Below are 26,870 nucleotides of genomic sequence, written 5' to 3' on the forward strand. Positions count from 1 at the left end.
GCCGGTCGCGGCGTCGACGACATTCCAGAAGTCTTTCTCGAAGGAGGGCAGATAAATGTCTTTGCCGTCGTGGGTGATGGACATCCGGTCGCAGCCGCCTTCGAAGGGCTTTTCCCACAGCACCTTTTCCGTTACGAGGTCGAGACAGGACAAAGTGTGCGTGGTGGAAATGAAGAGCCGCTTGGTGGCCGCGTGGGCGCAGATGCCTTTCACGTTGCGAGGCACGCCCTTTTCGTCGAGCCCGCCAAAGGGAATCCGCCGGACGAATTTGTGTTCGTGGTCGATATCGAAGACGAGCACGCCATGGCCGCCCCAGGCGAGATCGTTGCGGATGCCCGGTTCGGCTATGTAGAGTAAATGCCTTTCGGGTTGCGCTGCGCAGAGCGAAAACGAAGCCAGCGCGTAGACGAGGAGGGCGAGACGCTTCATGAGGGAAGCGCCATAATCGTGACCACCCGGCGCCGATGCCCAGCACTATTTCGCGAGGATCAAGGCCGATGCGAAGCGGCGTAAGAATAGATCGTCACCCGATTGTTCCAGAACGGATGGAAGAAACGCTTGCAATCCCGGCGCGACGCGAGGACAACCGACGTTTTTTCCGACTCCGCCCCCGCCATGAAACACCTCCTCTCGATCGAATCGCTCAGCAGCGACAACATTGAGGCCATCCTCGAGCTGGCCGTGAAGATGAAGACCATGCGGGGTTGCATGGACGCGCACCCCCTGCGGCACAAGTGCTGGGCACTCATGTTTAGCAAGAGTTCCACGCGCACCCGCGTGAGTTTCGAGGTTGGCATCCGGGAGTTGGGCGGCGACGTTCTTTTCCTCAACGCCAACGACATCCAGCTCGGCCGTGGCGAGCCGATCAAGGATACCGCGCGGGTCCTCGGGCGCATGGTCCACGGCGCGGTCATCCGCACCTACGCGCAGAGCGATGTCGAGGAGTTCGCGCAGTATTCCGGCCTGCCGACAATCAATGCGCTGACGGATGAGGAGCACCCCTGCCAGATCCTCGCCGATCTCCAAACGATCCGGGAAAAACTCGGCAAGATCGAGGGCAAGGTCGTGACGTTCGTGGGCGATGGTGCGTGCAACGTACCCGTTTCGTGGATGTGGGCGGCCGCGAAGCTCGATTTCCAACTGCGCATCGCTGCACCCAAGCTGTACCAGCCGGACGCAGCGCTGCTCGCCCGCTTGCACACGAGGAATGTGACCGTTACCGACGATCGCGATGCCGCAGCCGCAGGCGCCGATGTGCTCTATACCGACGTTTGGGTAAGCATGGGTAAGGAAGAAGAAGCGGCCTATCGGCAGGCGCAACTCGGCGGTTTTCAGATCAATTCCGCGCTCGTCGCGAAGGCGAAGCCCGGTGTGCTGGTCATGCACTGTCTGCCGGCCTATCGCGGCAAGGAGATCACCGAGGAAGTGCTCGAAGCCCACGCCGGGACTATCTTTACGCAAGCGGAGAACCGTCTCCACACGCAGAAAGCGATTCTCAGCCTGCTCGCGCGGCACTAAGGCGGTTCGTTTTTCCGGTCGCTGAGACGCCTCGAGCGTTAAGCGAGGGCGTCAAAGCAATTCCTCGTAACCGCTTCGGCGACAGTGACGATTGCATCCTGCCGCAGGGCGCGTCACAGTATCGCCATGTTCCGCAAAACCCTCTTCGTCAATCCGCCCTCGTGGCAGGGCTTTGATGGTGGAGCAGGGTCGCGGTACCAGGCGAAGCGTGAGGTGAAGTCGTTTTGGTTTCCGACGTGGCTGGCGCAGCCGGCGGCGTTGATCGAGGGGGCGAAACTTGTGGATGCGCCCCCCCATGATCAAACGCGTGACGATGTGCTGAAGATCGCGCGGGATTATGAACTGGTGATCATTCACACCAGCGCGCCGACCTTGCGTGGCGATGCGGAACTGGCGGAGGCGCTGAAGTCGCAGAATCCGGATGTGCAGATAGGACTGGTGGGAGCGCATGCGGCGGTCTTGCCGGCCGAGACATTGCGCGCGAGCGAGGCGATCGATTTCGTGGGGCGCAAGGAGTTCGATTTTACCTGCCGCGACGTGGCGCAAGGCAAGCCACTGGCGGAGATCGATGGGTTGTCTTTTCGCCGCGAGGGGAAGATCGTGCACAACGCGGAGCGGGCGATGATCGAGAGCTTCGATGCCTTGCCGAGCGTGATGGATGTGTATGCGCGCGACCTGGAGATCGAGCGCTACTTCATCGGCTACCTGAAGCATCCGTACGTATCGCACTACACCGGGCGCGGTTGCCCGGCGCAGTGCACCTTCTGCCTTTGGCCGCAGACGGTGGGCGGACACAAGTATCGCGCCAAATCGCCGGCCGCGGTGGCGCGCGAGATGGCCCATGCGCAACGGCTGTTCCCACAGGTGAAGGAGTTCTTTTTCGATGACGATACGTTCACGGCGTACCAGCCGCGGGCACGGGAGATCGCGAAGGAACTGGGCAAGCTGGGGATGACGTGGAGTTGCAACGCGCGGGCCAACGTGAATTACGAGACACTCAAGACGATGCGCGACAATGGACTGCGGCTCCTGCTCGTGGGCTACGAGAGCGGAGTGCAGCGCATTCTCGACAACATCAAGAAAGGCATCCGGATCGAGGAGGCACGAGAGTTCACGGCCAATTGCAAGAAGCTTGGCATCACGATTCACGGGACATTCATTCTCGGGCTGCCGGGGGAGACGCCGGAGACGATCCGCGAGACGATCGAGTTTGCGAAGTCGCTGGATGTGTTTTCAATCCAGGTGAGCCTGGCGGCGCCGTATCCGGGCACGGAGCTTTATCGACAGGCGAAGGAAAATGGCTGGTTTGCGGGCGATGCGCACTTGGTGGACGAGTGGGGGCAGCAGGCCGCGGCGCTGGAGTACGACGGGCTGTCGCGCGATGAAATCTTTCGGGCGGTGGAGCGCTTCTACAAAGCCTACTATTTCCGCCCGCGCCCGATCGCGCGGATGCTCGGGGAAATGCTCGGCGATTGGGACATGATGAAGAGGCGTCTGCGCGAGGGAGCGGAGTTTTTCCGGTTTCTCCACATGCGGAGCGCGGGGGCTTGAGCGGGCGAGTGGAATTACCGCGGAGACGCGGAGGGAAGAGGGCTACGGCGTCGCCGCGACTTCGATCTTTACGGGCGCGCCGTAAAACCGGGGCTTGGTGTGAAGGAGGTAGACTTCGAGGCAGGCAACGGTGCGGGAGGCGAGCTCCCGGGTGCGGACTTTCTTGGACCACCAGTAGGCGACGGGTTCGGAAGGGCAGCCGACGACCTCGAGGCCGTAGGAACGGGCGAGGAAGATGGACCGCGCCATGTGAAAGTCGTCGGTGACGATGGTGAAGCGTCGCAGGCCGAAGACGGCCTTGGCGCGGGCCATGGAGTCGAGCGTGCGGAAGCCGGCGTAGTCGAGGGTGATGGCGTCGCGGGGGACACCGCGCTGGATGAGCGCGTCGCGCATCCACGTCGGTTCATCATACCCGGCGTGGCCATTGTCGCCGCTCACGAGTAAATGGCGCACTTTGCTCTCGTGATAGAGGCGTGCGGCGGCGTTCATGCGGCCGAGGAAGAAGGTGTTGTCGCTGATGCCATCGCCATTGTAGCGCGAGGTGCCGAGGACGAGGCAGACGTCGTTTTTCGGCAATTGCGCTGAGTCGGTGAAGATGGCGCGGCGCGCGCTGTGCAGCACCCAGAAGTTGGCGCCGGCGATGAAGCCGGGGACGAGAACCGCCAGGAGTAAAAGGCCGAGCCAGAAGGTACGCCGTCTTAGAAAGGAGAAGGGAGATGCCATGCAGGCGATGGGGATTGAGGATGGAAAACGGGAAAATGGAAAATGGAAAATTTGGTCCCGAGCGTTGGTCCGGGAGCTCCCGCGGCGACAGGCATCGGCAAAAACCGCAATTTTTCATCTTCCATCTTTCATTTTCTATTTCCGGCGAACAACGCCCTCCCAACGGCAAAGGAGATTGACAGGGCACACGGTCGGCCTCTAACACCGACGCGATGCCCCCGAACCTGCTCCGATTTGGCCAAGTGCTCATGCTCTTGGTGCTGTTCGCAGCCTCGGGTGGACATTGGATGGCGCTGCAATCGCTGGCGTGGACGCGGATGCTTATGTCGTATTCGCGCAACGGCCCGATCATGGAGGCGGTGACAAAGACGTTCGATGGGCGGCACCCTTGTTCGCTGTGCAAACAGGTCGAGCGGGCGAAGAGCAGCGAGCCGCAGTCGACGCGCGCGATGGAAGTGGAAAACCAGGCGGCATTTGTGATGCCGGCGCTGGCGGTGTTGGAGAAGAAGGAAGGGATCTCGTGGAAACTGGAGATCCCGGAGTGGCACGGCGAAGTCCGTGCGGAGCAACCGACGGCCCCGCCTCCTCGAGGCGCGGTCGCTTAACTCCCACTCACTCCCGAGCCAGCCACGGTGTTCGTGGCCGGGCTATTTCCTCCACCCGCGGTCCGGACGCACACGACGTGCGCCGCCGCACTCCCACCAACCAATCATCATGAAAATCTCTCAGTACCTATTCCCTATTCTCTCTCTTACTCTCGCTGCTCCCACCATGGCCTGCGATCTCTGCGGATGCTATACGCCCCGTCTCGAGGTCGCGCCGGAAAAATCCGTCGGCTTCTACGCGGGCGCGGCCGAGCAGTTCACGAGCTTCGGCACGGATCGCGTGGACGGCCACAAGGTCGACAACACGACCGGGCAGTATCTCGAAAGTTCCAACACGCAGTTCTTCATCGGCGCGAAGCTCTTCCACGATCGTTTCAGCCTGCAGGTAAACGTGCCGTACATCTATCGCAGCTTCCGGCGGCCCGTGGGCTTCGACATCGAGCACGGCCATGAATCGGGCCTCGGCGATGTGTCGCTGCTGGCCAGCCTGGTGGTCTTCCACAAGGTGGCGCTCTTTCACGAGACCAGCGGCGGGTTGTCCAAGGACGGCAAGACGTCACTGTCGCTGGAGCGCGGGGAGCCGGACTTCACGACGAGCCTGACGTTTTCGGCGGGCCTCAAGGCGCCGACCGGGGACGAGAGCCGGGTCCGCGAGGAGTTTAATGAGGTCGATGTCGAAGGGGCGCCGGAGAGTGGCATTCACGGGCATGATCTCGCGCTGGGCACGGGGTCGTGGGACGGGGTATTCGGCGCGCAATTCTCGATGCGTTACAAGGCGTTCTTTTTCGACGCGGAAGCGCAGTTCACCTGGCGTGGGCAGGGGCACTATTCGTATCGCTATGCGAACGACTTCACGTGGAACGGCGGACCGGGCGTGTACCTCCTGCGCTCCTCGCGCGGATCGCTTGGCGTGCAGTGCAACGTGTCGGGGGAGACGAAGGGCACCGATACCTTCCTCGGTGAATCGGCGGAGGACACGGGCGTGACTTCGCTCTATGTCGGGCCGCAGATCGTCGCGTCCTTCGGGCGGTTCAATGCCGAGATCGGTGCCGATATCCCGGTGCTCATGAACACGACTTCCTTCCAAACGACGCCCGATTATCGGCTCCGGGCGGGGGTAACGATTCGTTTTTAAGCAATCATTCAGCGTCAGCCACGCAAGCCCGGCAATGTTCGGGCTTGCGTGGGCTGGCTTGCCTGGTCGACAACGGCAACATGATTCCCCCCTCGTTCCGCCGCATCGTTCGTCTGGCCCCTGTCGTTTTTGCGTCGTTGCTTTGCGCGTTCGCGCCAACTGTTTCCGCCGAAGTCATCGTGAAACCGGAGGACAAGGTGGCGTTTCTTGGCGACTCGATCACCGCGCAGGGCTGGGGAAATCCGGCGGGCTATGTGAAACTCATCGTGGCGGCATTTGAAGCCAACGGCATCAAAATCACGCCGGTCGCAGCGGGGATCGGCGGACACAAATCCAATGACATGCTGGCGCGCCTCGACAAGGACGTGCTGAGCAAGAAGCCGCAATGGATGACGCTGAGCTGTGGAGTGAACGACGTGTGGCATGGCAATAAAGGCGTGCCGCTCAATGATGCGCAAGCCGCCGCGCAGAAGTACGAAAAACGCAGCTCCATCGAGCCGGACAAGGGGACTTACCAAAACAACATTACGCAGATCGTGGAGAAGGCCCAAGGGGCTGGTGTGCAGGTCGTGATTCTCACGGCGACGGTGATCCGGGAAGACCTCGGCAACGACGAAAACAAGAAGCTCGCGCCGTATAACGATTTTCTGCGCAAGCTGGCGAAAGAAAAGCATCTGCCGCTGGCGGACTTGAACGCGATCTTCCAAGAGCGAATCAAGGCGGCGAATCAGCCGGGGAAGAATGTCTTCACGGTCGACGGCGTGCATATGAATATCGAGGGGAACAAGATCATGGCGACCGGGGTGCTGCAGACTTTCGGTTTTGACGCCGCGCAGATCAAGAAGGCCGAGGCGGCGTGGGTGCCGCTGGAAGCGCAGGCCGCGTCAGAGGCGAAGAAGGTCGCGGAGGCGAAGGCGAAGGCCGCCGCCGACAAAGCGGCCGCAGCGAAGCTGGCCACGCCGGCGAAATAGCGCGCGGTGCTATTTCAATTTCCGCCCGTGCTGAAGCGCGGCAGATGGCGGACGGCGGCGAGAAATGGCTTGGGGTTTGGCTGGGCGGGGCTGTAGCGCAGCTCGATGTAGAGTGCGGAGATGCGCTCGATGAGGGGCGCTTGCGCGGGAAATTGCTGCGCGGCGCGCTTGCCGAAGTGTTGCGCGCCTTCCCACGGTTCGCGGGGCAGGCCGCCGCGGGCCAGCGCACGACAAAAGAAGGCGTAGCCTTGGGCGATTTTATCGACGCGACCCCGAGGCCGGCGGAGCAGGTAGGTGAGCGCGGCGACGAACAAGGCCACGGCGAGCAGAATCCAAAAAAGAATATCGACCCAGGACGTTGAACCCAGGCCGAGGGAGAACAGAAAATTACTCTGCGCTTCTTCGTCGAAATTGAGGATGTGCAGATCCCACTGGTAGTTAAGGCTGTCCCACGCCAGTTGGATATCGTGCTGGATTTCGCGCAAGCCGGTGGCGGTGAGTGAGCCTTGGGCGGAGTCTGGGTCCGGCTGCGCGGTGTGCGTTTGGAGATAGGAGGCAAAGCTGGAAGCGGTGCGGTCCGGGGCGATCATGTCCGTGGGATCCACGCGCTGCCAGCCGCTGTCTTTGATCCACACCTCGCACCAGGCGTGGGCGTCGGATTGCCGGACGATGACGTATTTCCCCAGAGAATTAAATTCGCCGCCGTGATAGCCGATGACGATGCGCGAAGGAATGCCGTCGAGGCGCATGAGCGTGGCAAAAGCCGCCGCATAGTGTTCGCAAAAGCCCTGCCGCCGCTCGAAGAGAAACTCCTCGAGACCGTGGGCTTCGCTGTAGGCGCCGGGCTGGAGGCTGTAGACAAAATGCTCGTGGCGAAAATAGCGGCCGGCGGCCTCGATGATTTGCTCCGGAGTGGCATTGTTGCCTTTCCAACTGGCGGCGAGCGCCCGCACGCTGGGGGCAATGTTGCCCGGCAGATAGAGAGCGGCCTTGCGATGGTCGTCAGGCAAGGTCATCTCGCGATTTTCCGGACGCGAGACGATCTCGTAGCGGTAGCGGCTGATGATGGCGCGATTGCTTTGCAGCACATTACCCGGCTGGTAGTGGGCGCCGCGCACGTCGCCCGCGGGATGGTCGAGCGCGAAAAGCCAGCGCCCGCCGTGCGGCTGAAGGCTGATCCGCTGGCGAATGAACGGACCGCCCAGCTGGCCGACACGGTGCTCGCGCGGCAGAAAAGGGCCGAGGACCCAGGTGAGGCCCTCGTTGCCCCGCCAGAGCACGCCGCCCCGCCAGTACATCGACGACATGGGCGGGATGTTGCCGTCCGGAAAATCCGCGCGAAAGACGATGTCGCTGTTCAAAGCCATCGACGAAATGCTCCCGGGCGAAAGGCGGTCGGACATGCCACCGACATTCATGAGCGATTGACTGAACTGGAACCGGAAGCCGCCGTAGACCCGGGGGAAGAACAGGAAAAGCAGCGCGGCAATCGGCAGCGACTGGGCGAGCAGTTTGCCGGCAAGCCACGCCGACCGCGGATAGCTGCCGGCGCCACCGCCGCGATGAAAGCGCACCAGTGTGGCAAGCACGAGCAGAAGGATGGCGGCGACGTACAGCCACTGCATGAAATCCTGCGAGAAGAACAGGTCGCAGAGCGCGAGGAAGAAGCTGAGCAGCCCGAGGACATGAAAATCGCGCGGGCCGTTGGCCTCGATCAACTTGAGCCCGACCAAGGCAACCAGAATACTAAAGCCCGGCTCAATACCGACAGGTGAACCGTAGCTGAAGGCGACGCCGCCAATGCTGGCGACGAAAAGCAGGAGCTTCACCGGCAGGGAAGGAAGACGCGCGCCGGGGCGATTTAAGACGAGGCGGGCGATGCCAGCCGCGAAGAAACCGAGGAGGACCCAGCCCGCGACCCTTTCCGCCAGGGGGATGATCGCGGCCACGAGTGCCACGATCATGCCGACGAGCGGCGCGGTCGCCACGTTGCTCGAGAAACGGGATTGGCGAAACAGATTCATGGACATCAGCCGGCGACCGGCTCGGCATAGGAGGCCAGGGCACGCAGGCATTCGTGGAAATGCCGGTCACCGCGGCTGGCGCGAATGATCCGTCCCGGGAGACGCAATTCGTAAGTCTCAAATCCGCGCTCGGCGGAGACGATCCATCTGGCCAACTGGCTGAGCCGCGCTTCGGTCTCGAGCGAAGGCAGCGCGGCCCAGTCGAAATACAGAATCTCGTCGGTCTCGCCCGTCCATTGCTTGGTGAGCAGCACGGGATTGCGCGCCGCCGCCTTCCAGTCGATGTGGCGCTGCGATTCGCCCGGCTGCCACATCCGCGTGCCGCCAAAATCATCTCCCTCATGCCGCACGCCGTCGCGGGGCTGGCGCGTGGGAGCGATCGTCGTGGGAAACGGCAGCGATCCACGGGGCGCGGGGTAGACGTAAAAATCGTGGGCGGCTTTGACGCGTTGATGGGCGGTGAAAAATCCCAGCGGGTAATCGCTCGTGATGTGCAGCGGGACGACGCGATAGTGCCCGCGTTCGGAGGAAGGAAACCGCACCTCGAGGCGCGAGGGAGAACCGGGGGCGATCGTATCTCCGAGCGTCAAGGGAACACCGCCTGACGCCGAAATCCGCACGCTGAAGTGACTGCGCCCTTTTCGGCCGGTGACAATGACCGGCCCGGCGATTTCGTCCCCGGCGAAAACGGGCGGGATGGATTCCACGGCAATGCGGATCCCGTGGAGGTTGGCCCAGGCGTGGACGACCGAGACGATGGCGAGGCCGGTGAGCAGAAAGCAAAGCAGGTAGGCTGCACCGTTGCTCTGGCTGGCGCCGGCGTAGCACATCGCGACCAGCACCGCGAGGAGACCCAGCGTGCGGCCATTGGGCCAGACCCAGACTCGACCGATGAGGGAGCTTTGCATGGAGAATTTAGGAATTAGGATTTCGCCGCCCCATCCGTGTCGTCATCTGGAGTGCCGAGGGACTCCATTTAAGGCACCGGCACTTCCCGCAAGAGACTCTGGGCCAGTGAGCGCCCGGAAGTCTCGGTGGCCTCCAGGTCGTGTCCCAGCCGGTGGGCCATCACGGCGACGCCCACCGCCTGGATGTCTTCGGGCAGGACCATGTCGCGGCCTTGCATGAGCGCCCACGCCTGCGCGGCGTGGAGCAGGGCGAGGCCGGCGCGAGGGGAAAGCCCGGTGCGGTGCCGGCGGCGGCTGGCCTCCAGCACATCCTGCAGGTAGTCGAGAAGGGCCGGCGAACAATGGATGGCGCGCACTTGCTGCTGGATTTCCGCCAGCAGATCGATCGGCAGGACCGGCTTGAATTCCTTGAGCAGGAGCTTGCGATCCTGCCCGAGCAGCATGGTGCGTTCGGCGGCGCGATCGGGCACGCCGAGCTCGATGCGCATGAGGAAGCGATCGAGCTGCGATTCCGGCAGCGGGAAGGTCCCGATCTGGTGCTGCGGATTCTGGGTGGCGATGACGAAAAACGGAGCGGGCAGGGGATGCGTGACGCCATCGATCGTCACATGTGTCTCTTCCATGGCTTCGAGCAGCGCGCTCTGGGTCTTGGGCGTGGCGCGGTTGATCTCATCGATCAGGACCATCTGGGAAAAGAGCGGACCGGCGTGGAAGACGAAACGCTGCTGGTCGCGGTCGAAAATGGAATTGCCCACGATGTCCGCCGGGAGGAGGTCGCTGGTGAACTGGATGCGGCGAAACTGGAGGCCGAGCGACCGCGCGATGGTGTGGGCGAGAGTGGTCTTGCCGACGCCGGGGATATCCTCGATGAGCAGATGACCGCGGGCCAGAACACAGGCCGTGGCCAGGCGAATGGCGTCTTCCTTGCCCACGATGATCTGGCCGATTTGGGAGACGAGCGTTTCGATCCTGCTTTTCATTCGGGAGTCACTTTCGAGGCGGCATGGAGGATTGTCCAGAGGGAGCGGTGCAAGATGCGTTCCACGCTGCCATTCAGGATATTCGAGTTCTTTCGATCTCCGCCGGGGCTCTCCAAATGGTGGCCCAAGCCTGTGTTTAAAAAAACTCGCACCTTAAATCGCCTTAACTGGGCTTAAGGCACCTTAAATCGGCTTCCTCCCCTCGCCGGAGCGCCTTGACTGAAATTGCTGGCGAATCGCCGGCGGGAAGTGAGCGAGCCTGCCGTGGCGAGCGTAGTAGAAATCGTCGGAGTTCATGCGGGGAAGTATCGCATGACACGGCGCAAAATGTGCATCGCTCCATTGGTTCCATTGGCTCCATTGCGGAAAATTCTCCCGCCATGACTATTTGCTACTACCTTATCCGCTCAGACCGGCTCGCAGGTCACCGTATTCGGGCGAGTCTGAGCAGCCCGTGAGCCCATCCGTTCCTGCCCCGGGCGTCGCTTCTCGCGCATGAGGGTGATGATGAGAAACGCAACAACGGCCATATTGACCGTCAGCAAGCCGAACTTCAACCAACCGAAGTGTTTGAGGCATTCGAAGATTTCCACGGGGATGAGCGACCCGGTGACGCAGACGGTGAGATACTTGGCCCACTGCTGCCGGAGCAAAAGACCGGTGCCCTCGGCCACGAACACGCCGGCGACGGCGAACGTAATGCCGCTCCATTGGCCGAGCTGGCGGTCGGTCACTTTATCGAGGCGGGCGAGGAAGGTCACGACGTGATGATTCTCCATGTTAAAGCCGAGCACGCTCATCCAACCGCCGACAATACCGTCCACATCCTTGTGCAGGAGGCCGAGGAAACCGACGGCGAGCAGGCAAAAAAGAATGCCTTTGCCGAGGTTGAGCAGGGCGATCCAACGCAGATAACGATCTTCGTTCCGGGGGGAGGAAAGGGAGAGGGAGGGGTCCATCGATTGCCGCAATATTGACTGTTTTCCTTATACTACCACTCAACCCCGTTCTGTCTTGTGAAAATGTGGCGAATTCCGCGACGGGCGAGCATTTCAGTGGGTGCCATCGTTCGATCCGAGCCAGCCTTCCGCTTCCAGCAGCTTGCGGAATTCCGGATGATCGACGGAGAGCGGTGGCAGCCATGCGCCCACGCGTTCGCGCGTCCACCAGGTGCCGTCCCCTTTGTCCGGCGGCGTGAAGTGATAGCGGTACAATTCGGCGCGAATGTAGCGGGGCGGTTCACCCGGGAAAGGATTGTTGGCGAGGAGGCTGAGAGTTCCTTTGTCATTGTGCAGCAGTTTCCAGATGAAATGCAGCGTCCAGGGGTGATTACCCGGGCTGGACATCGCGGCGAACCAGATCTCCCAGTCGAGCCGCGGTTGGTAGGGCGCGATGATCGGCGGACGGCGATGCGGATCACCGGGCTTGGCGGGAAACTCGTACGCGCGCCACGTCGCGGACTCTGGAGAAGGGTCACTTGTGCCTTCGAAAATGATCTCGAAGCGCTCGCGGCCCACCGCACCAAAGGCGCCGTAAGTATTCACCAGATCGAGCGGGTCGAAGGAGCGATTCATCGCCTGCTGCTCGCCGAGCAGATTCATCACCGGGCCAATACTCAAGATGGAGACAATGAAGGCCAGGGCCACGGCGGCGAAGTCCATCGCTGACGATGGCTGCGCGCGGGCGGCGGCGTCACGGGCGCGCGTCACTAGAAAACGGGGCAGGAACTTCGCCCAGAACGTATCGTCGAAACAGGCCAGGCAGGGAACGATCGTGAGCCAGTTCAGGAACGACAAGTTGCCGCTGACGATGAGGACCACTTGGAAGCTGGCCATGAGGACGCCGGCCGCATGGCGGCAAGATCGCGGGTAAAAGCCGAACCAAGGGACGATCAATTCAACGAAATGATTCCAGAGCACCCCGAATTTCTGAAACCAGTGCGGGCGAAAATGCAGCCACCAGCTCACGGGATTGGGAATCGGCTGTGTCTCGTAGTGGTAGTAAAGACACGTGAGGTCGCGCCAGCACGCATCCCCCTTGATCTTGATCAGACCGGCCCCGAGCATGATGCGAAAGATGAGCCAGCGATAGAGCCAGATGACGATCACCGGCGGCGCGCGGCGGGGAAAGGGCTGGGCATCCAGCAGTGGACAAAGAAAGACGCCAAGGAAACCGGTTTCGAGCAACTGGGTTTCCCAACCGAAGCCATACCAAAGCTGGCCCACGTGGACGATCGACATGTAGAGCGCCCAAAGGGCGAGCATGATCAGCGAATTGGCATAACCGGCGAGCACGATGACGGACAGAATCAGACCCAGCCACGCCACGAGCAGCAGCCCATCATCGGAAATGCCGAACCAGAAGACGCTGGGAAACTCGAAGAAGCCCTCGAGGGTCGATCCCGAATGGACGGTGAGCCGGTGCAGATAGGTGTCGGCGGGCAGCAAGCCGTGGTGGCCGATCAACGGGACCAATTGATTCACCGCGCAGAGGAAAGCGATGAAGTAGAGGAAGCCGAGCAGACGCAGCAGGACGAAGCGGGTGAGCCAGTATTCGGTTTTCGGCCGGGCCGCAGCCGTTTGGGGGGCAGGAGTTTCTGGGGAGGCGAGACTCATCGTGGCGTCAATCTAGTGCCACGGAGATCATGCAGGCCACATGGTCCACCGCAGAGGCTCATTTGACAGTAAATAGTTTTCTATGCGTTTGGGTAGCCACAGTGCCCGGTGTATATATCCTCGCGCAAGAAGGGCGTCATATGATGCACCTTTTGGGCCGGGTTTCGATTGGCCATCCTGTGATATAATCGTCCATCCATACTTGGGACTTCCAAAAAATCTATTTGGTATCGGTGTCTCCGTGCGCGACCCGCGAAATCTCAAAGGCCACGCGATTTTGGCACCGGCAGAATTGATATACACAACAGACCGAACCTTGAATTGTGCCTTTTCAAACTCCTGATCCTTCAATGCGGTTGGGAATATGGGATCCAGAATTTCGAAAAGGTGGGCAAATTCATCCTCAGTCAAAACCCGAACGTAACTATATCCGCGTTTAGGAACGCAGATCTCGAGTATATCGCCCACCTTTAGCGAGTATCGCTTCATCGATTCCTCCGTTCTGATTCCATTTCAGACTGTCGTGGTCGCCGTCTCCGTGCACGGGCCCTTCAGTAAAAACACCGTCTGCTGGCCGCGGCCTTTGATATCGATCAACCCCCGGTCGACGAAGGTGTATTTGCCGCGCAGGCGTTCGTAGACGGCGGTGGTGACCTGGATGTGGCCGCTCACGCCGTGGGATTCCATGCGGCTGGCGAGATTCACGGTGTCGCCCCACAAGTCGTAGATGAACTTCTTGATGCCGATGACGCCGGCGACGACAGGACCGGTATTGATGCCGATGCGCATGTTGACCGGCACCCGGGCGTCGCGGGTCAATTCCGCGCAGCGATCGAGCATGCGCAGGGCCATCTCCGCGACCGCTTCCACGTGATCTCCGCGCGGCGCCGGCACACCGCCCACCACCATGTAGGCGTCGCCGATGGTCTTGATCTTTTCGAGGCCAAAGTCCTCGGCGAGCTGGTCGAACGCGGAGAAGATTTTGTTCAGCAAGCTGACCACGGCCTGCGGGGGGATGCCGGCGGAGAGTTCGGTGAAATTGACGATGTCGGCGAAGAGGACGGTGGCCTCGGCGAAGGAATCCGCGATCAGTCCTTCGCCCGCCTGCAAACGGCGGGCGATGGTGCCAGGCAGGATGTTGAGCAGCAGTTGCTCGGCGCGTTCGCGTTCGCGCGCGGCTTCTTTTTGTGCGAGCACCCGCTCGGCAGTTTCGAAGCACACGGCCACGAGGTTGGCGGCGGAGAGCGCGAAATCGACCTCGTCGTCCTCCCATTCGTGCCGGGCGCCGGTGCGCTCGATGGTGAAGACACCGGCGAGATGGCCTTGCGCCCAGATCGGCACGTCGAGGGTCGAGGCAACACCGAGCGGCTGAAGATAGCACTCGGCGAATTCGCTCATGCGCGGATCAGTCACCGCATCGGGGGCAGCGATGCAGGTCTCGCGACGAATCGCGGCAAAGTAGTTGGGAAAATCCCGGGAGTGAAAGTGATACTCGTCGGACCGGTGTTCGCGCCGGTCGAGGTCGAAGGTGCCGATGGCCTTGATCGATTCCTCCGGCGTGCCGGCGTCGAACAGGCGCCAGGCCGTGACCCGATTGACACCCAGCGTGTAAGCCGTCGTGTCGAGAATCTCACAGAGCGCCTTTTTGAAATCCGTCTTGTCGAACTGCGCGAGGCCGAGCAGGCAGCGCTGATGGAGCAATTCGCGCTGGTTGCGCCGCTCGCGATCGTAGTCCGCATTCTTGCGCTGGGTGATATCGGCGACGATGCCCTCGTAGTAGAGCAGCTTGCTGGCGGAATCGCGCACGGCGTGGGCATTCTCGGAAATCCAAGCGATGCTGCCGTCCTTGCGCCGGATCTCCGACTCGAACGAAAAGACGTGGCCGTCCTTTTCCAATTGCCGGCGAAAGGCGTCGCGCCGCTTGGGATCGACGTAGAGCTGCCCGCGGATGTCGGTGATCTGCTGGATGAGCTCGCTGACCGAACCGTAGCCGTAGAAACGGGCGAGGGCGGGATTGGCCTCGAGGTACTGGCCATCCGGCGTGGTTTGGAAGATGCCTTCGCCGGCCTTCTCGAAGATGCTGCGAAATTTCTTTTCCGCGACGCGCAGCGCCCGATCGGAATGGGTGAACTGCCGGATGATGAGCGAGAAGACGCCGATGAGCATGAGCATGCTGAGCACATAGACGACCAGTCGCTGGCCCTGCGCGCGCGACTGCGCGCCGGCGTATTCAGAGTCCAGGCGCATCTGCATGGCGTCGTAAATCGGCGAGGTCGGCATATTAACCAGTTCGCCGAGGAGGGCTTCGACGATTGGTTTGCGCTGGAGAATCACGTTCGCGTGGGCCAGGACCAATTGCAGATCCGCCGCATCCGTGCGATCGCCCACGGCTGCGAGATGCCCTTGCAGCGCCTCGAGACCGCTGCGCAGGCGGCTTTCATTTTCCGGGCTCGCGGTGTGATGATAGACCAGCGCGTCTTCGAGGATGCGGTTGAGCAGGGGAATGACTTCGCCTCCATCGTCTCTCGTGGAAAAGCGATGGGAAATATCGGTGACGAGCTTGGGGAAATAAGCCAGCGAGTTGCGCAGCACGGCAAAATCCGTTTTGAATTGCTCGATGAGCACCGCCTTGCGGGCGCGCAAGCCCTCCGCCTGCTTGAGATGGTCGGTCAGCGTCTGCCGGCCGGGCACGAGCATATAGGAGGGGGTGTTGGCCAACGCGGCGTGGGTGCGCTTGAGCGCGGCTGTCTTCTCGACGAGTGGATCGTAATGCAGGAGCAATCCGAGCCGGGCGCTCAGCACGGCTTCATTGATCTCGTGGTCGAGCTGGCGCGCATCGCGCAGCAACTGCTGATAGGCATTGTGATCGGCGAGATTCAGCCAGGCCCGCGGCAGCAGGTAGCCGCACAGGCCGAGGATCAGAAAGCCGGCCACCAGCCAGAACCAGGTGCCGCGCTTCATGGCTGTCGCAACTCCCCGGTCAGCGTGGAAAGAAACGCCACGATCCGCGAGATCTCCTCCTCGCTGATCGAGCGCCCGAGCTGATAACTGGCCATGATGCGGACGGCATCGGGCAGGGTCGCCGCCGAGCCATCGTGAAAGTACGGCGCAGTCATGGCCACATTGCGCAGGCTCGGCACGCGGAAGACGAAACGATCGCGCTCGTCGTTCGTGAGGTTGAAGCGGCCGAAATCCGCCTTCGTGATATTGCCCCGGTCCGTGAAGTAATCGCCCATCACCCCAAACTTTTGGAACAGGTTGCCGCCGATATTCACGCCTTGGTGGCAGCTCGTGCAACCGAGCGACTTGAAGAGGTGGTAACCCTCAATCTCGCGGTCGTTCAAGGCCTTCTTGTCCCCGCGCAGCCATTGGTCGAAGCGGCAATCCGGGGTGATCAGCGAGCGCTCATACTCCACGAGCGCGTCCTTGACCGCTTGTTCCGTGAGGCCGTCGTGGAAGACCGCGCTGAATTGCTGCGGGTAGTCGCCGGAGTGTTTCAGCTTCTCGACGATCTTGGGAAAATCCGTGGCCATGACGACGGGATTGCGCATCGGCAGGTCGAGGTGCTCGTGGAGCGTTTCCGCGGCGCCGTTCCAATTGTAGCGAAAGTCGAAAGCGAGATTGTAGATGCTCGGCGAATTGACGCCGCCGACCTTCCCGGCGACGCCGTTGGAGTGCGCGCCGTAGTCGGCCCCGCCATGGTCGAAGTGGTGGCACGACCCGCAGGACACGGAGTTGTCCCCGGAGAGCTGGGGATCGAAAAACAGCTTGGCGCCGAGCTTCGCCTTCGCCGAATCAATGGCAATATGCTGCGGGAGGGGGCGCACCGGCTCGTTCGCTTCCGCGCCGGGCTCGGTCGCCCGGGTGCAGAGGGCGGCGAATCCAGCGAGCAGCGATAAAATGGCGCGGATGCTCGAGGAGCTACGAAACATGGCGACGCGTAGGAAACGGGGTGCGCACGCTTTGCGCAAGACTGCGGACGCGGCCGGTCAGCGAATCTTCTGGTCCGGCAGCTCTTTCCCGATGCCTTGGTCGATCGGCATTTTGTCGTTTTCGGGCGTCAGGCCGGTGACCTTCATCAATTGGGTGAGCTGCGCTTTCAATTCCTCGACGCGGCCCGCCTGCTTCGGGTCTTTGATCAGGTTGTAGCGCTCATCGGGGTCGCTCTTCTCGTTGTAGAGTTCGCCGATATAGCGGTCGGGGGTGCCGTCCCCGTGGGGATAGTGGATGTATTTCCACTCGTCGGTCCGCACGGCGCGGACGTTCGGCGTGTAGGGGAATTGCTTCTCGTAATTGTATTCATAGAACCACGACTGGCGCCATGTCGGGTCGCCCTCGTGGATCAGCTTCACCCACGACTTGCCCTGGATGTTATCCAGGGGTTTCGCCCCGCAGAGCTCGAGGAGACTGGGCGCGACATCGATAGTCAGCGCCTGGGCGTCGATCACCTTGGCCTTGGCCAGGCCGGGATAGCGCACCAGCAGCGGGATGCGCAGGCAGGGCTCGTGGGCGGTGCGCTTGTCGACCATGCCGTGCTCGCCTTCGAGCAGGCCGTTGTCGCCCATGAAGACGACGATGGTGTTCTCGAGCTGCTTGGTGTCCTCGAGGTGTTTGAGCAGGCGGCCGACGCTGTCATCGACGCTCAGGATCGTGCCCCAGTAACCGTGCACCATGTTCTCGAAATCCTTCACCCCCGCGGGGCTGTCATCGGGGAATTTCTTGCGCCATTCAAAGAGCGGGCCGTAGATGCCGTGCCAGGTGTAGAGGCGCTCCTTGATCCACGAGGGCTTGTCGTAGAGGTGGAACGCGGTGTCGGGATAAGGCACGCGGACGCTGTCGAAGGAGTGCGCGTATTTCTCCTCCGGCGTGTAAAAGCTGTGTGGCGCCTTGTGGCCGATGCAGAGCGCCCACGGCTTGCCCGCGTGATCTTTCTTCAGCCAATCGAGCGCCATGTCGGTGACGATGGTGGTGTAGTAGCCGGGGATGAGCTTCGAGCCCGCGCCGTTGATGTTCCATTCGGTGTCGAAGTATTTGCCCTGGCCCTTGTGCGTGGCGAAGAAATCGAAGCCGGGCCGCGGCAGGTCGTTGTCCTCGCCCATGTGCCATTTGCCCATGTAAGCGGTCTCGTAACCCTGCTCGTGCAAGCGCATCGGCCAATGGGTGAGCGTGGCCGGCAGCTCGGTGAAATTGTTCACCACGCCGTGGGTATGCGCGTAGAGGCCGGTGAGGATCGAGGCCCGGCTCGGCGAGCAGAGCGAGGTGGTGCAAAACATATTGGCGAAGCGCACGCCTTCATTGGCGATGCGATCGATGTTCGGCGTCTTCAGCGTCGGATGGCCCGCGCAACTCATCGCGTTCCAGCGGATGTCATCGCAGAGGATGAAGAGGACATTCGGGCGGGCGGTTTCGGCGCTGGCGAAATTGGCCAGGGCGCCAAGCAGAGCGAGTAGGGGAAGGAACAGGGAGGGCCGTTTCATAATGGGGAAGATGTTGGGGGAGGCGGCAGTCTTAGCGGGAAAACGGAGGGAGATGCACACTGAAAATCCGGCAACGACCCGGTTTGATGTAGGGGGAGGCCGTGTCAGCCGCCCAGCGAATCGAAAGGCGCTTGGCACAAGCGCCTCTACAACTCCCTTCGTTGGCGGCGTGGAACATTTCGAGTGGTCGCTCGTGACGCAGTCCGTGAGTGCTGAAAAATGGCGAGTGGGATCGAGTGGGATCGGTGGGATGGCCAGAGTAAATGCGGTGGGAGAAACGGTGGGATTCGGGTGGGATTGGGACTGGGAGAGCGGGGCGAACCTTTCCGGCTCCCACCACGTGGAACACTCCGTTGCGTCCCGCTGCCGGTCTTTAAACCCGAAAAAATTGCCGCCTTGATTTACCTTAATACGGCTTGATCCGCCTTGATTGCCGGCGACCTCCGTCGCCACCCTTCGGGCACGCTGCGCGTGGCTTCTCCCTCCGCTCGGATCGCTTTGATTTGGTTGGTAGCGACCAAGGCGCTCCATGGATTCATGCCCGCAGGAAGACGCAGGCAAACGGGCGTGCGGAAGGTGGCGGTGGAATTCGGCCCCAGCCGGCCTCACGCCGTCGCCCGCCAACGCCTTGGCGGCAATCCGTTCAATGATTTGGAAAGTGTAATCAACGCGCATCGAATCAACTCCTGTCTCTCTCCTCGGCCTAGCCCTGACATTTCACCCCACCGAGCCATTCCCTTTTCCTCCCATGTCCGCGACCACTGTAATTCATCACCCCGTAAAAGTCAAGCAAAAAGTCCAAAGGAACCTTGTCACTTGCGGGGCCTCTGAAGAAACTCTGCGTCATGGCCCCCCGCATTGCTTTTCTTCTCGTGCTGATCTTGAGTTGGGCGGATTCCAGGGCGGCCGGTCTGGATATCGACAAACTCATCCGCGACAGCTTTGTCGTGGACAGTGAGGGTTCCTATTTTCAGCGGCTAGAGGGGGGCAGCCGGGATAGTGACCCGTTTGTGGATGCGACGGGGAAGAACGACTTTGGCAAGCTGAAGGAATACAGCGGGCGCAATCTCACCGTGATGAACGTTTCCGGTGAACGATCGCTAAGCGGGCAGGTCGAGCGAATCAAAAACGGCACCTACAAAAATGCCGAGGTGGTGAGGAAGGCTGGTGACATCACGGCCCTGCGGACTTCCGGGAAATTCGGGGTGCTCTTCTACATCCAGACATGGGAGCCCTTGGGAGGTTCGGTGAAGAAACTCGCGGAGTGGCAGCGGCAGGGGCTGAGCATCCTGAACATCGCCTACGGTCGCGGCCACAATCCGGCGCCCCAGGATGTCCTGGGCCGGGGCACGGGCGAAGCCGGCGGCTTGACCCCGATGGGGGAAAAGGTGGTCGCGGAAATGAACCGGCTGCAGATGATCGTGGACGTCGCGCACGCCAATGATCAGACGACCATCGACGTCTGTCGTGTCTCCAAAGCGCCCGTGGTGGCCACCCATGCCAACTGCCGCGCGGTGACGCCGGTGGACCGCAATAAAAGCGACGAAGCCCTGAAAGCCATCGCCAAAACCGGTGGGGTCATCGGGGTGGCGTCGATCGGATGGATGATCGAAGATCCTTCCGGCACGAAGGACGTCGCGGCCTTCGTCAAGCACATCGACCACCTGCGGAACCTGGTCGGCATCGACCACATCGGGCTGGCTTCGGACGCATTCCTGAACGGCTGGGGCACGACTTCCAACCACTACGCCTGCCCCGAACTGGCGGCGCCTGACCGGTGGAAGACCGTCGCCAAAGCGCTCGCCGAGCAAGGCTACTCGGCGGAGGACATCCAGAAAATTTTGGGCCTCAATTGGGTCCGGGTCTTCAAGGCGATTCTGCCTCCCTGAACGCGCTCTCTTCTATGTCATTCCGTCGAGTCTCAACAAGTATGCCGGCTTTCCACCACCTTTTCCTCGGCTTGATAGGATGTTAGGCGCTTCTACGCACATCGCATGGTGAAGTACCTTCATATCGGTGGTCTAGTCGCGGCAGGATTTGATCCTACCGGAGCGTATCTGCTTACCGTCTCACATGATGGCCGCGGTGTCTTTTCCACCGACACATGGGAGCGCGTAGCTCGTGATTCGGCGCTGGCTTATCCCGTAAACGGTTGTGCCGTTGGTATCGGCCCCATTGATGGTCTCTCGATCCCTATCACCGAGATTGACTACGGAACTGGCGGCCTCAGATTCTCTAGCCCGGATGGGATCAACAGCTTCGAGTATGACTCAGGCACACTCACTGTTACCAACGAACTCGCCTAGCAAAGCGCTGTAGCGAATGGCCGCAAGCAGCGCCTGTAATTTCAACGGATCCCTGATGGCGGTCGGATTGCGCCACCGTGGGCCGGTTCTATTTGAGAGCGTCTTGTGCCGCGAGGCGTTTGATGGCCCGTCGATGCGGGGCGGCGAGGGCGATGCTGTCGATCTCGGTCAATGACACCCATTGCTGGGCTGGTGTCAGCGTGAGCGGGGCGCGGGAGGCGTAGACGCTGAGGGTGACCCGGTGATTGGTGAACGGGTAATCGAAAGCGAGGAGCAATTGGGCTTTGGCAACGGGCGAGGCGAGCACGGGCAACTTCCACAGGCCCCGCCAGCGGGAGCCGGTTTGCTGTTCGAGGAGCAGCTTTCCGGCGCGGACGATCCAGGCGCAGTTTTCGGCGAGGGCCACGGTTTTGGGGCGCGGTTTTTTCCGGGGCAGGGATTCCGGGTTTTCGGCGGCGCAATGCTCGCGGACGGGGCAGATGAGGCATTGCGGGGCGCGTGGGGTGCAGAGGAGCGCGCCGAGTTCCATGAGGGCGGAATTGTGCAGGCGGCCGCCGCGCGGGGGGAGGAGGGCTTCGGCGGTCTGCCAGAGGATCTCGGCGCCGCGTTTGGTGTCGATGGGTTCTTGCAGGTTGAGCAGGCGGGCGATGACGCGGGCGATATTGGCGTCGATGATGGGCGTGGCGCGATCGAAGGCGAAACTGGCTACGGCGCCGGCGGTGTAACGGCCCACGCCGGGCAGGGCGGCGATGGCGGCGAGGTCGTCGGGTAATTGTCCGCCATATTGCGCGGCAACTTCCTGGGCGGCGCGATGCAGATTCCGCGCGCGGGCGTAATAGCCGAGGCCTTGCCAGACGTGCAGCACGTCGTCCTCGCTGGCGGCGGCGAGCGCGGTGAAATCCGGAAACCGCGCGAGCCAGCGCGCGTAATAGTCGCGCACCGTCACGACCTGGGTCTGCTGGAGCATGAACTCCGAGACCAGGATCGCATACGGATCGTGCGTGCGCCGCCAGGGGAGATCGCGGCCGTGCTGGCGAAACCAGCGGGCCAGTTTTTGCCGCAACGCCTTTGCATCGATATTTTTTTGGATTTCCGTGGGCAAGGAGCGCAGTCTGGCCGCCCGCCCGATGTCCGAAAACGAAAAACCGCTCACCCTCTTCACCTCACCGCTCACTGCCGAGCAGGCGGAAAAGCTGCGCTCCATCCTCCTGGCCGACGGCTATAAATTCGAGCCGAAGCCCTACACGCTCTACTACGCGGTGAAGGACAAGCTGAACGTCGCGGTCTATGAGAAAGGGCCGAAGGTCGTGCTGCAGGGGAAGGGGACGGGGGATTTCGTGACCTTCCGTCTGGAGCCCGAGGTGCTCGGCGAGGCGAAGCTCGGTTACGAGGACGTGGTCAACCCGGAGATGTTCGCGCCGCACTTCGGGATCGATGAAAGCGGCAAGGGCGACTTCTTCGGACCGCTGGTCATTGCCGGCTGCTATACCGATCGCGGCATCACGCGCAAGCTGATGGATGCCGGCATCCAGGACAGCAAGAAGATCGGCTCCGACAAACGCATCCGCGAGCTGGCAGACATCATCAAGCGCACGCAAGGCGCGGTGCACAATGTCGTGGTGCTCCTCCCGGAAACCTACAACCGGCTCTACAAGAAGATCGGCAATCTCAACCGCCTGCTCGCCTGGGGCCACGCGCGAGTCATCGAGAATCTCCTCGAGATCCGCCCCGACTGCCCACGTGCGCTCTCCGATCAATTTGCCAATCCCGCGCTGATCAAGCGTTCGCTGATGGAAAAGGGCCGCGCCATCCAACTCGACCAGCGGACCAAGGCCGAGAGCGACGTCGCCGTCGCCGCCGCGTCGATCCTCGCCCGCGAGGCCTTCATCGACGGGCTGCGGAACCTCGGCCGCAAAGTGCAGGTCGAACTCCCGCGCGGCGCCTCGGCGCTGGTCAAGCAAGTGGGGCGCGACTTGGTCGCCAAACACGGGCCGGAAGTGCTCGGGCAATTCGGCAAGACGCATTTCAAGACGGCCAGCGAGCTCGCGCCGGAGCTCTTCCCTCCGCCGCCGCCGAAGGCGGAGTAGGTCCTGAATTCATAGCGATTCCCGGTGTGGGGCGCGTGTCCTCACGCGCCGGGTAAACACCCGGATCGCAACGTCAGCCCCGCGCGCGGGGACACGCGCCTTACACCCCATGCACAGCGTCCAATTCGTGGACACGGCGGGACGCCGAATCGGAACCCGGAAGCAGACTAACGACGCAAAACGCTGGGGTTCAGCGAAAAGAACGGGAAAAATGTGCATTTTTCGCCAATGCGTTCTTGCTCCCACGCATGAGACACGCTAATTGTTAGCCCCAAATTATGGGAACATTAACGAAAAGGGAACTCGTCGTTAAAATCAGTAACGAGACAGGCTTGGTCCAACACCAGGTCTTCGACGTCGTCCAAAAGACGCTCGATCACATCACCGACTCTCTCGCCCAAGGCGATACGGTCGAACTGCGGAACTTCGGCATCCTCGAAGTCAAACTCACCAAACCGCGCGTCGGTCGCAATCCGAACCAGCCAGGCAGCAGCTTCGTCATCCCCGCCCGGGCGACGGTGAAGTTCAAGTCCGGCAAGATCATGCGCCAGAAAGTGGCGAAGCTCTCCGCCGTCTTGAAGCGCGAAGCCGCGAGCAAATAGCCGCACTGCGAAATTCGGCGGCCGGCAGTTTCTGCAGCCGCTCACCCCGCCGTTCGCCTAACGGCGCGATTGGTGTCTCGCGATGTCAGCGAGCCTTGGAGATCTGGAAAATCACGCTGATTGCGCAAATTGCGCCGAGGCTGAATCCGAGAAATGAGAACAGGTATGGCATAGTGTCGATTTGGTTTTGAGTTTCGGGCTTCCACACGTGTGGTGCCGTTACCTCCTACTCAACGGCGTTTAACGACCGCCCGCCCACCGCTTCTTGGCGGGGACTGATCGCGGATTGTCGAAGAATTCTGCCCAAAGTTGCTCGCGCTGGTTGCAATCAAGCTCCAGTGAGGCGAGCATTTGCGCCCTTTTTGATGAAGAAACCCAAGCTGACCGCTGTCCCTGATCCTGGTGTAATTGAAATCCGCGGTGCCCGGCAGAACAACCTGAAGGGTTTCGACCTCGACGTCCCGCTGGGCAAGCTGAACGTCGTCTCCGGCCCGAGCGGCAGCGGCAAGTCGTCGCTCGCCTTCGATACGATTTATGCCGAGGGGCAGCGGCGTTACGTGGAGACGTTTTCTCCCTACACGCGGCAGTTCCTCGACCGCATGGACAAGCCGCAGGTCGACGAGATCCGCGGCATCCCGCCGGCCATCGCCATCGAGCAGTCGAACCCGGTCAAGACCACGCGTTCCACGGTGGGGACGATGACGGAGATTAACGACTACCTGAAGCTCCTCTTCCCGCGGCTGGCCCAGGCATTCTGCCCGAGTTGCGCGCGGGAGATCCGGGTCGAGTCGGCGAAATCGATCGTCGATGAAATATTTGCCACACAGCCGAATCAAACGGTGCTCGTGACGTTCGGCATTCCGGTGCCGCCGAAGACGAAGCCCGCGGACTTTTTCGATTTCCTCAAGCAGCAGGGCTACGTGCGCATCTGGCTCGATGAGGAGTCGATCCGCATCGATGAACCGGTGAAAGCGACGCGGCTCCCGGCGATCGTGCCGGTCATTCAGGATCGCATCACGGTCAATGCCGAGGGGCGCTCGCGCTTGATGGAGGCGCTGGAAACCGCGCTGCGTTTCGGCAAGGGAAAGATCGCGGTCTACGACACGAAGAAGAAAACGCACCATCCTTTCTCCACCGGCTGGCACTGCGCGCACTGCGACCTGGATATCACGCCGCCGACGCCGGGCTTGTTCAGCTTCAATCATCCGCTCGGCGCCTGCCCCACCTGCCGCGGCTTCGGGCGCACCATCGCCATCGATTTGCAACGGGCGATTCCCGATCGCTCCATGAGCATCGCCCAAGGCGTGGTGAAGCCGTTCCAGACGGAAAATGGCAAGCAGTGCCAGCGCGACCTGTTGCGCTGCGCGCGGGCGAAGGACATCGACACGCTCTGCCCGTTCGAGGAACTGCCGAAAGCCGAGCAGGACTGGATCATCTACGGCGAAGACCCGGGAGCGACGGGTGAGGAACTGGCCGACGACGGCCTGTGGTACGGAGTGAAGGGCTTCTTCGACTGGCTCGAGTCGAAGAGCTACAAGATGCACGTCCGCGTGCTGCTCAGCCGCTATCGCAATTACACCCTTTGCCCGGACTGCAAGGGCGGCCGCTACCAGCCGGCGACGATGAATTTCCGCCTCGGCGGCAAGACGCTGCCGGACCTCATGTCGGCGTCGATCAATAACCTGAGCGCGCACATCGAGCAGCAGAAGACGCGGGCGGGCAACGATGCCTCGACCACGATGCTCATCGGCGAAGTGGCTTCGCGCCTCGGCTTTCTCCTCGAGGTCGGCCTCGGCTATCTCTCGCTCGATCGTCCCACGCGCACGCTGAGCGGCGGCGAAGTGGAGCGGGTGAACCTCACGACCTGCCTCGGCGCGTCGCTGGTCAATACGCTCTTCGTGCTCGATGAACCGAGCATCGGCCTGCATTCGCGCGATACCACCCGGCTCATCCGCGTCATGCAGCAGCTCCGCGACAAGGGGAACACCTTGCTTGTGGTGGAGCACGACGAAGCGGTGATTCGCGCGGCGGACAATCTCATCGAGCTTGGGCCGGGACGCGGCGCCGCCGGCGGGGAATTGGTCTTCAACGGCTCGCTCAGCGCCTTGGAAAAGAAAGGCCGCACCTCGCTGACCGCCGATTATTTGATGGGCCGCAAGTCGATCCCGGTGCCGGCGAAACGGCGCGTGCCGAAGGCTTTCATCACGGCCAAGGGCGCGAGCGAACACAATTTGCAAAACATCGACGTGGAATTTCCGCTCGGGGTTTTCGCCTGCGTGACCGGCGTGTCCGGCTCGGGCAAGAGCACGCTGGTTCACGATGTCCTCTACGCCAACATGATCGCGGCCAGCGGCCTCGCCAGTGAGGAAGCGCCCGGCGCGGTGAAGAAACTCCTCGGCGGACACAAGGTCGAGGAAGTGGTGATGGTGGACCAGTCGCCGCTCGCGCGGACGCCGCGTTCCAGTCCGGCGCTGTATCTGGGCGTGTTCGATGGCATCCGCGACCTGTTTGCCTCCACGCCGGAAGCCGTGGCGCAAGGCCTCGCCGCGGGCGCCTTCTCCTTCAATGCCGGGGCCGGACGCTGCGAACGCTGCGGCGGCATGGGCTACGAGAAGATCGAGATGCAATTCCTCAGCGACGTTTTCATTCGCTGCGCGGAATGCGACGGCAAACGCTACCAGCCGCACATTCTCGCCATCGAGGTTTGCGGGAAGAGCATTCACGATGTGCTCTCGCTGACCGTCACGGAGGCGATCCGGTTTTTCCGCGAGCTCGGGGAAGATCGTGTGGTGCAGCCGCTGGTCTCACTGGAAGAAGTGGGGCTCGGCTATCTCACGCTCGGGCAGCCCTTGAACGTGCTCAGCGGCGGCGAATCGCAGCGGCTCAAGCTCGTGGAGCGGCTGGTGACCCAGCGCGAGGAAAAGGCGCTGTTGATTTTCGATGAGCCGACGACCGGCCTGCACTTCGATGATGTGGCGCTGCTCGTGCGCGTCTTCGACCGGCTGGTGGAGCAGGGGAATTCGCTGCTCGTCATCGAGCATAATCTGGAAGTCATCAAGTGCGCCGACTGGGTGATCGACCTCGGCCCGGAAGCGGGTGACGAGGGCGGGTTGGTCGTCGCCGTTGGCACGCCGGAGGAAGTTTCCCAGGTGGACGCATCCCACACCGGGCGCTTTCTGCGCACCGTCCTCGAATCACGCACCTCGCGTCATGGCCGGCATGGCTTGGGTGGGGAGGAATGGAGCGCGCGCGTGGCCGAGGAGCCGCCGTCCAACTATGTCGTGCGCTGTTCACCGACCATCTCGGTGCATGGCGCTCGCGAGCATAATCTGAAGAACCTGTCGCTCGACATTCCGCGCGACAAGATG

The 26,870-nt window shown here is 61.8% G+C and carries 20 protein-coding genes and 1 pseudogene; 10 read left to right on the top strand and 11 right to left on the bottom strand.

Going from position 1 to position 26,870, the window contains the following annotated elements; all coding sequences use genetic code 11:
- Positions 1 to 429: pseudogene (locus tag ABJF10_RS12330) on the bottom strand (hypothetical protein); the annotation flags it as partial.
- A 186-nt stretch (positions 430 to 615) separates the two neighbouring features.
- On the opposite strand from ABJF10_RS12330, the gene argF reads away from it, so the two are divergent.
- Positions 616 to 1,518, top strand: a complete 903-nt coding sequence (gene argF, locus ABJF10_RS12335; protein WP_348544877.1) for an ornithine carbamoyltransferase — start codon at positions 616 to 618, stop codon at positions 1,516 to 1,518.
- Between the two features lie 126 nt (positions 1,519 to 1,644).
- A complete protein-coding gene (gene hpnJ / locus ABJF10_RS12340) occupies positions 1,645 to 3,069 on the top strand; it encodes a hopanoid biosynthesis associated radical SAM protein HpnJ (protein WP_348544878.1) in 1,425 nt (474 codons plus the stop codon).
- Between the two features lie 42 nt (positions 3,070 to 3,111).
- On the opposite strand, the gene ABJF10_RS12345 is transcribed toward hpnJ, so the two are convergent.
- A complete protein-coding gene (locus ABJF10_RS12345) occupies positions 3,112 to 3,792 on the bottom strand; it encodes an ElyC/SanA/YdcF family protein (protein ID WP_348544879.1) in 681 nt (226 codons plus the stop codon).
- Between the two features lie 212 nt (positions 3,793 to 4,004).
- Here ABJF10_RS12345 and ABJF10_RS12350 point away from each other — a divergent pair, with 212 nt between their 5' ends.
- The 3 genes from ABJF10_RS12350 to ABJF10_RS12360 all read left to right on the top strand — a co-directional run bounded on the left by ABJF10_RS12350 (position 4,005) and on the right by ABJF10_RS12360 (position 6,503).
- Entirely contained in the window at positions 4,005 to 4,397 is a 393-nt protein-coding gene (locus ABJF10_RS12350; protein ID WP_348544880.1) for a hypothetical protein, read from the top strand.
- 109 nt (positions 4,398 to 4,506) lie between these two features.
- Entirely contained in the window at positions 4,507 to 5,532 is a 1,026-nt protein-coding gene (locus ABJF10_RS12355; protein WP_348544881.1) for a hypothetical protein, read from the top strand.
- Positions 5,533 to 5,612: 80 nt separating this feature from the next.
- Complete coding sequence (locus tag ABJF10_RS12360; protein ID WP_348544882.1) at positions 5,613 to 6,503, top strand: GDSL-type esterase/lipase family protein; 891 nt, start codon at positions 5,613 to 5,615, stop codon at positions 6,501 to 6,503.
- 14 nt (positions 6,504 to 6,517) lie between these two features.
- Here the strand turns inward: ABJF10_RS12360 and ABJF10_RS12365 are convergent, their stop codons facing one another.
- From ABJF10_RS12365 to ABJF10_RS12400, 8 genes are all read right to left on the bottom strand, one after another.
- The gene (locus ABJF10_RS12365) at positions 6,518 to 8,527 is read right to left on the bottom strand and encodes a DUF3488 and transglutaminase-like domain-containing protein (RefSeq protein WP_348544883.1); all 2,010 of its coding nucleotides are present in this window, start codon (positions 8,525 to 8,527) and stop codon (positions 6,518 to 6,520) included.
- Positions 8,528 to 8,532: 5 nt separating this feature from the next.
- On the bottom strand, positions 8,533 to 9,435 hold the full coding sequence (locus ABJF10_RS12370) for a DUF58 domain-containing protein (RefSeq protein WP_348544884.1): 903 nt from the start codon (positions 9,433 to 9,435) through the stop codon (positions 8,533 to 8,535).
- 68 nt (positions 9,436 to 9,503) lie between these two features.
- Positions 9,504 to 10,415 (bottom strand): AAA family ATPase, encoded by a 912-nt coding sequence (locus tag ABJF10_RS12375; protein ID WP_348544885.1) that lies wholly within the window; start codon positions 10,413 to 10,415, stop codon positions 9,504 to 9,506.
- 407 nt (positions 10,416 to 10,822) lie between these two features.
- Positions 10,823 to 11,374: a DUF2127 domain-containing protein gene (locus ABJF10_RS12380; protein WP_348544886.1), complete on the bottom strand. Its 552-nt coding sequence runs from the start codon at positions 11,372 to 11,374 to the stop codon at positions 10,823 to 10,825.
- A gap of 93 nt (positions 11,375 to 11,467) precedes the next feature.
- The gene (locus tag ABJF10_RS12385) at positions 11,468 to 13,030 is read right to left on the bottom strand and encodes a lipase maturation factor family protein (protein ID WP_348544887.1); all 1,563 of its coding nucleotides are present in this window, start codon (positions 13,028 to 13,030) and stop codon (positions 11,468 to 11,470) included.
- 513 nt (positions 13,031 to 13,543) lie between these two features.
- Positions 13,544 to 15,991: an adenylate/guanylate cyclase domain-containing protein gene (locus ABJF10_RS12390; protein WP_348544888.1), complete on the bottom strand. Its 2,448-nt coding sequence runs from the start codon at positions 15,989 to 15,991 to the stop codon at positions 13,544 to 13,546.
- Entirely contained in the window at positions 15,988 to 16,962 is a 975-nt protein-coding gene (locus tag ABJF10_RS12395; RefSeq protein WP_348544889.1) for a cytochrome c peroxidase, read from the bottom strand. The genes ABJF10_RS12390 and ABJF10_RS12395 overlap by 4 nt, the downstream gene beginning before the upstream one ends.
- Before the next feature lie 57 nt (positions 16,963 to 17,019).
- On the bottom strand, positions 17,020 to 18,507 hold the full coding sequence (locus tag ABJF10_RS12400) for a sulfatase (protein WP_348544890.1): 1,488 nt from the start codon (positions 18,505 to 18,507) through the stop codon (positions 17,020 to 17,022).
- Between the two features lie 845 nt (positions 18,508 to 19,352).
- Between ABJF10_RS12400 and ABJF10_RS12405 the strand changes: the two genes are divergently transcribed.
- Positions 19,353 to 20,396, top strand: a complete 1,044-nt coding sequence (locus tag ABJF10_RS12405) for a membrane dipeptidase (protein ID WP_348544891.1) — start codon at positions 19,353 to 19,355, stop codon at positions 20,394 to 20,396.
- A 105-nt stretch (positions 20,397 to 20,501) separates the two neighbouring features.
- Positions 20,502 to 20,813, top strand: coding sequence for a hypothetical protein (locus tag ABJF10_RS12410; protein ID WP_348544892.1), 312 nt, complete (start codon positions 20,502 to 20,504; stop codon positions 20,811 to 20,813).
- 88 nt (positions 20,814 to 20,901) lie between these two features.
- On the opposite strand, the gene mutY is transcribed toward ABJF10_RS12410, so the two are convergent.
- Positions 20,902 to 21,915: an A/G-specific adenine glycosylase gene (gene mutY / locus ABJF10_RS12415; protein ID WP_348544893.1), complete on the bottom strand. Its 1,014-nt coding sequence runs from the start codon at positions 21,913 to 21,915 to the stop codon at positions 20,902 to 20,904.
- 25 nt (positions 21,916 to 21,940) lie between these two features.
- On the opposite strand from mutY, the gene rnhC reads away from it, so the two are divergent.
- The 3 genes from rnhC to uvrA all read left to right on the top strand — a co-directional run.
- Entirely contained in the window at positions 21,941 to 22,900 is a 960-nt protein-coding gene (rnhC, locus tag ABJF10_RS12420; RefSeq protein WP_348544894.1) for a ribonuclease HIII, read from the top strand.
- A 278-nt stretch (positions 22,901 to 23,178) separates the two neighbouring features.
- On the top strand, positions 23,179 to 23,502 hold the full coding sequence (locus ABJF10_RS12425) for an HU family DNA-binding protein (protein ID WP_348544895.1): 324 nt from the start codon (positions 23,179 to 23,181) through the stop codon (positions 23,500 to 23,502).
- Positions 23,503 to 23,867: 365 nt separating this feature from the next.
- Positions 23,868 to 26,870 (top strand): excinuclease ABC subunit UvrA (gene uvrA / locus ABJF10_RS12430; RefSeq protein ID WP_348544896.1); only part of this gene is annotated, 3,003 nt, incomplete at its 3' end.

This window comes from Chthoniobacter sp. (assembly GCF_040003245.1).
Taxonomy (GTDB): domain Bacteria; phylum Verrucomicrobiota; class Verrucomicrobiia; order Chthoniobacterales; family Chthoniobacteraceae; genus Chthoniobacter.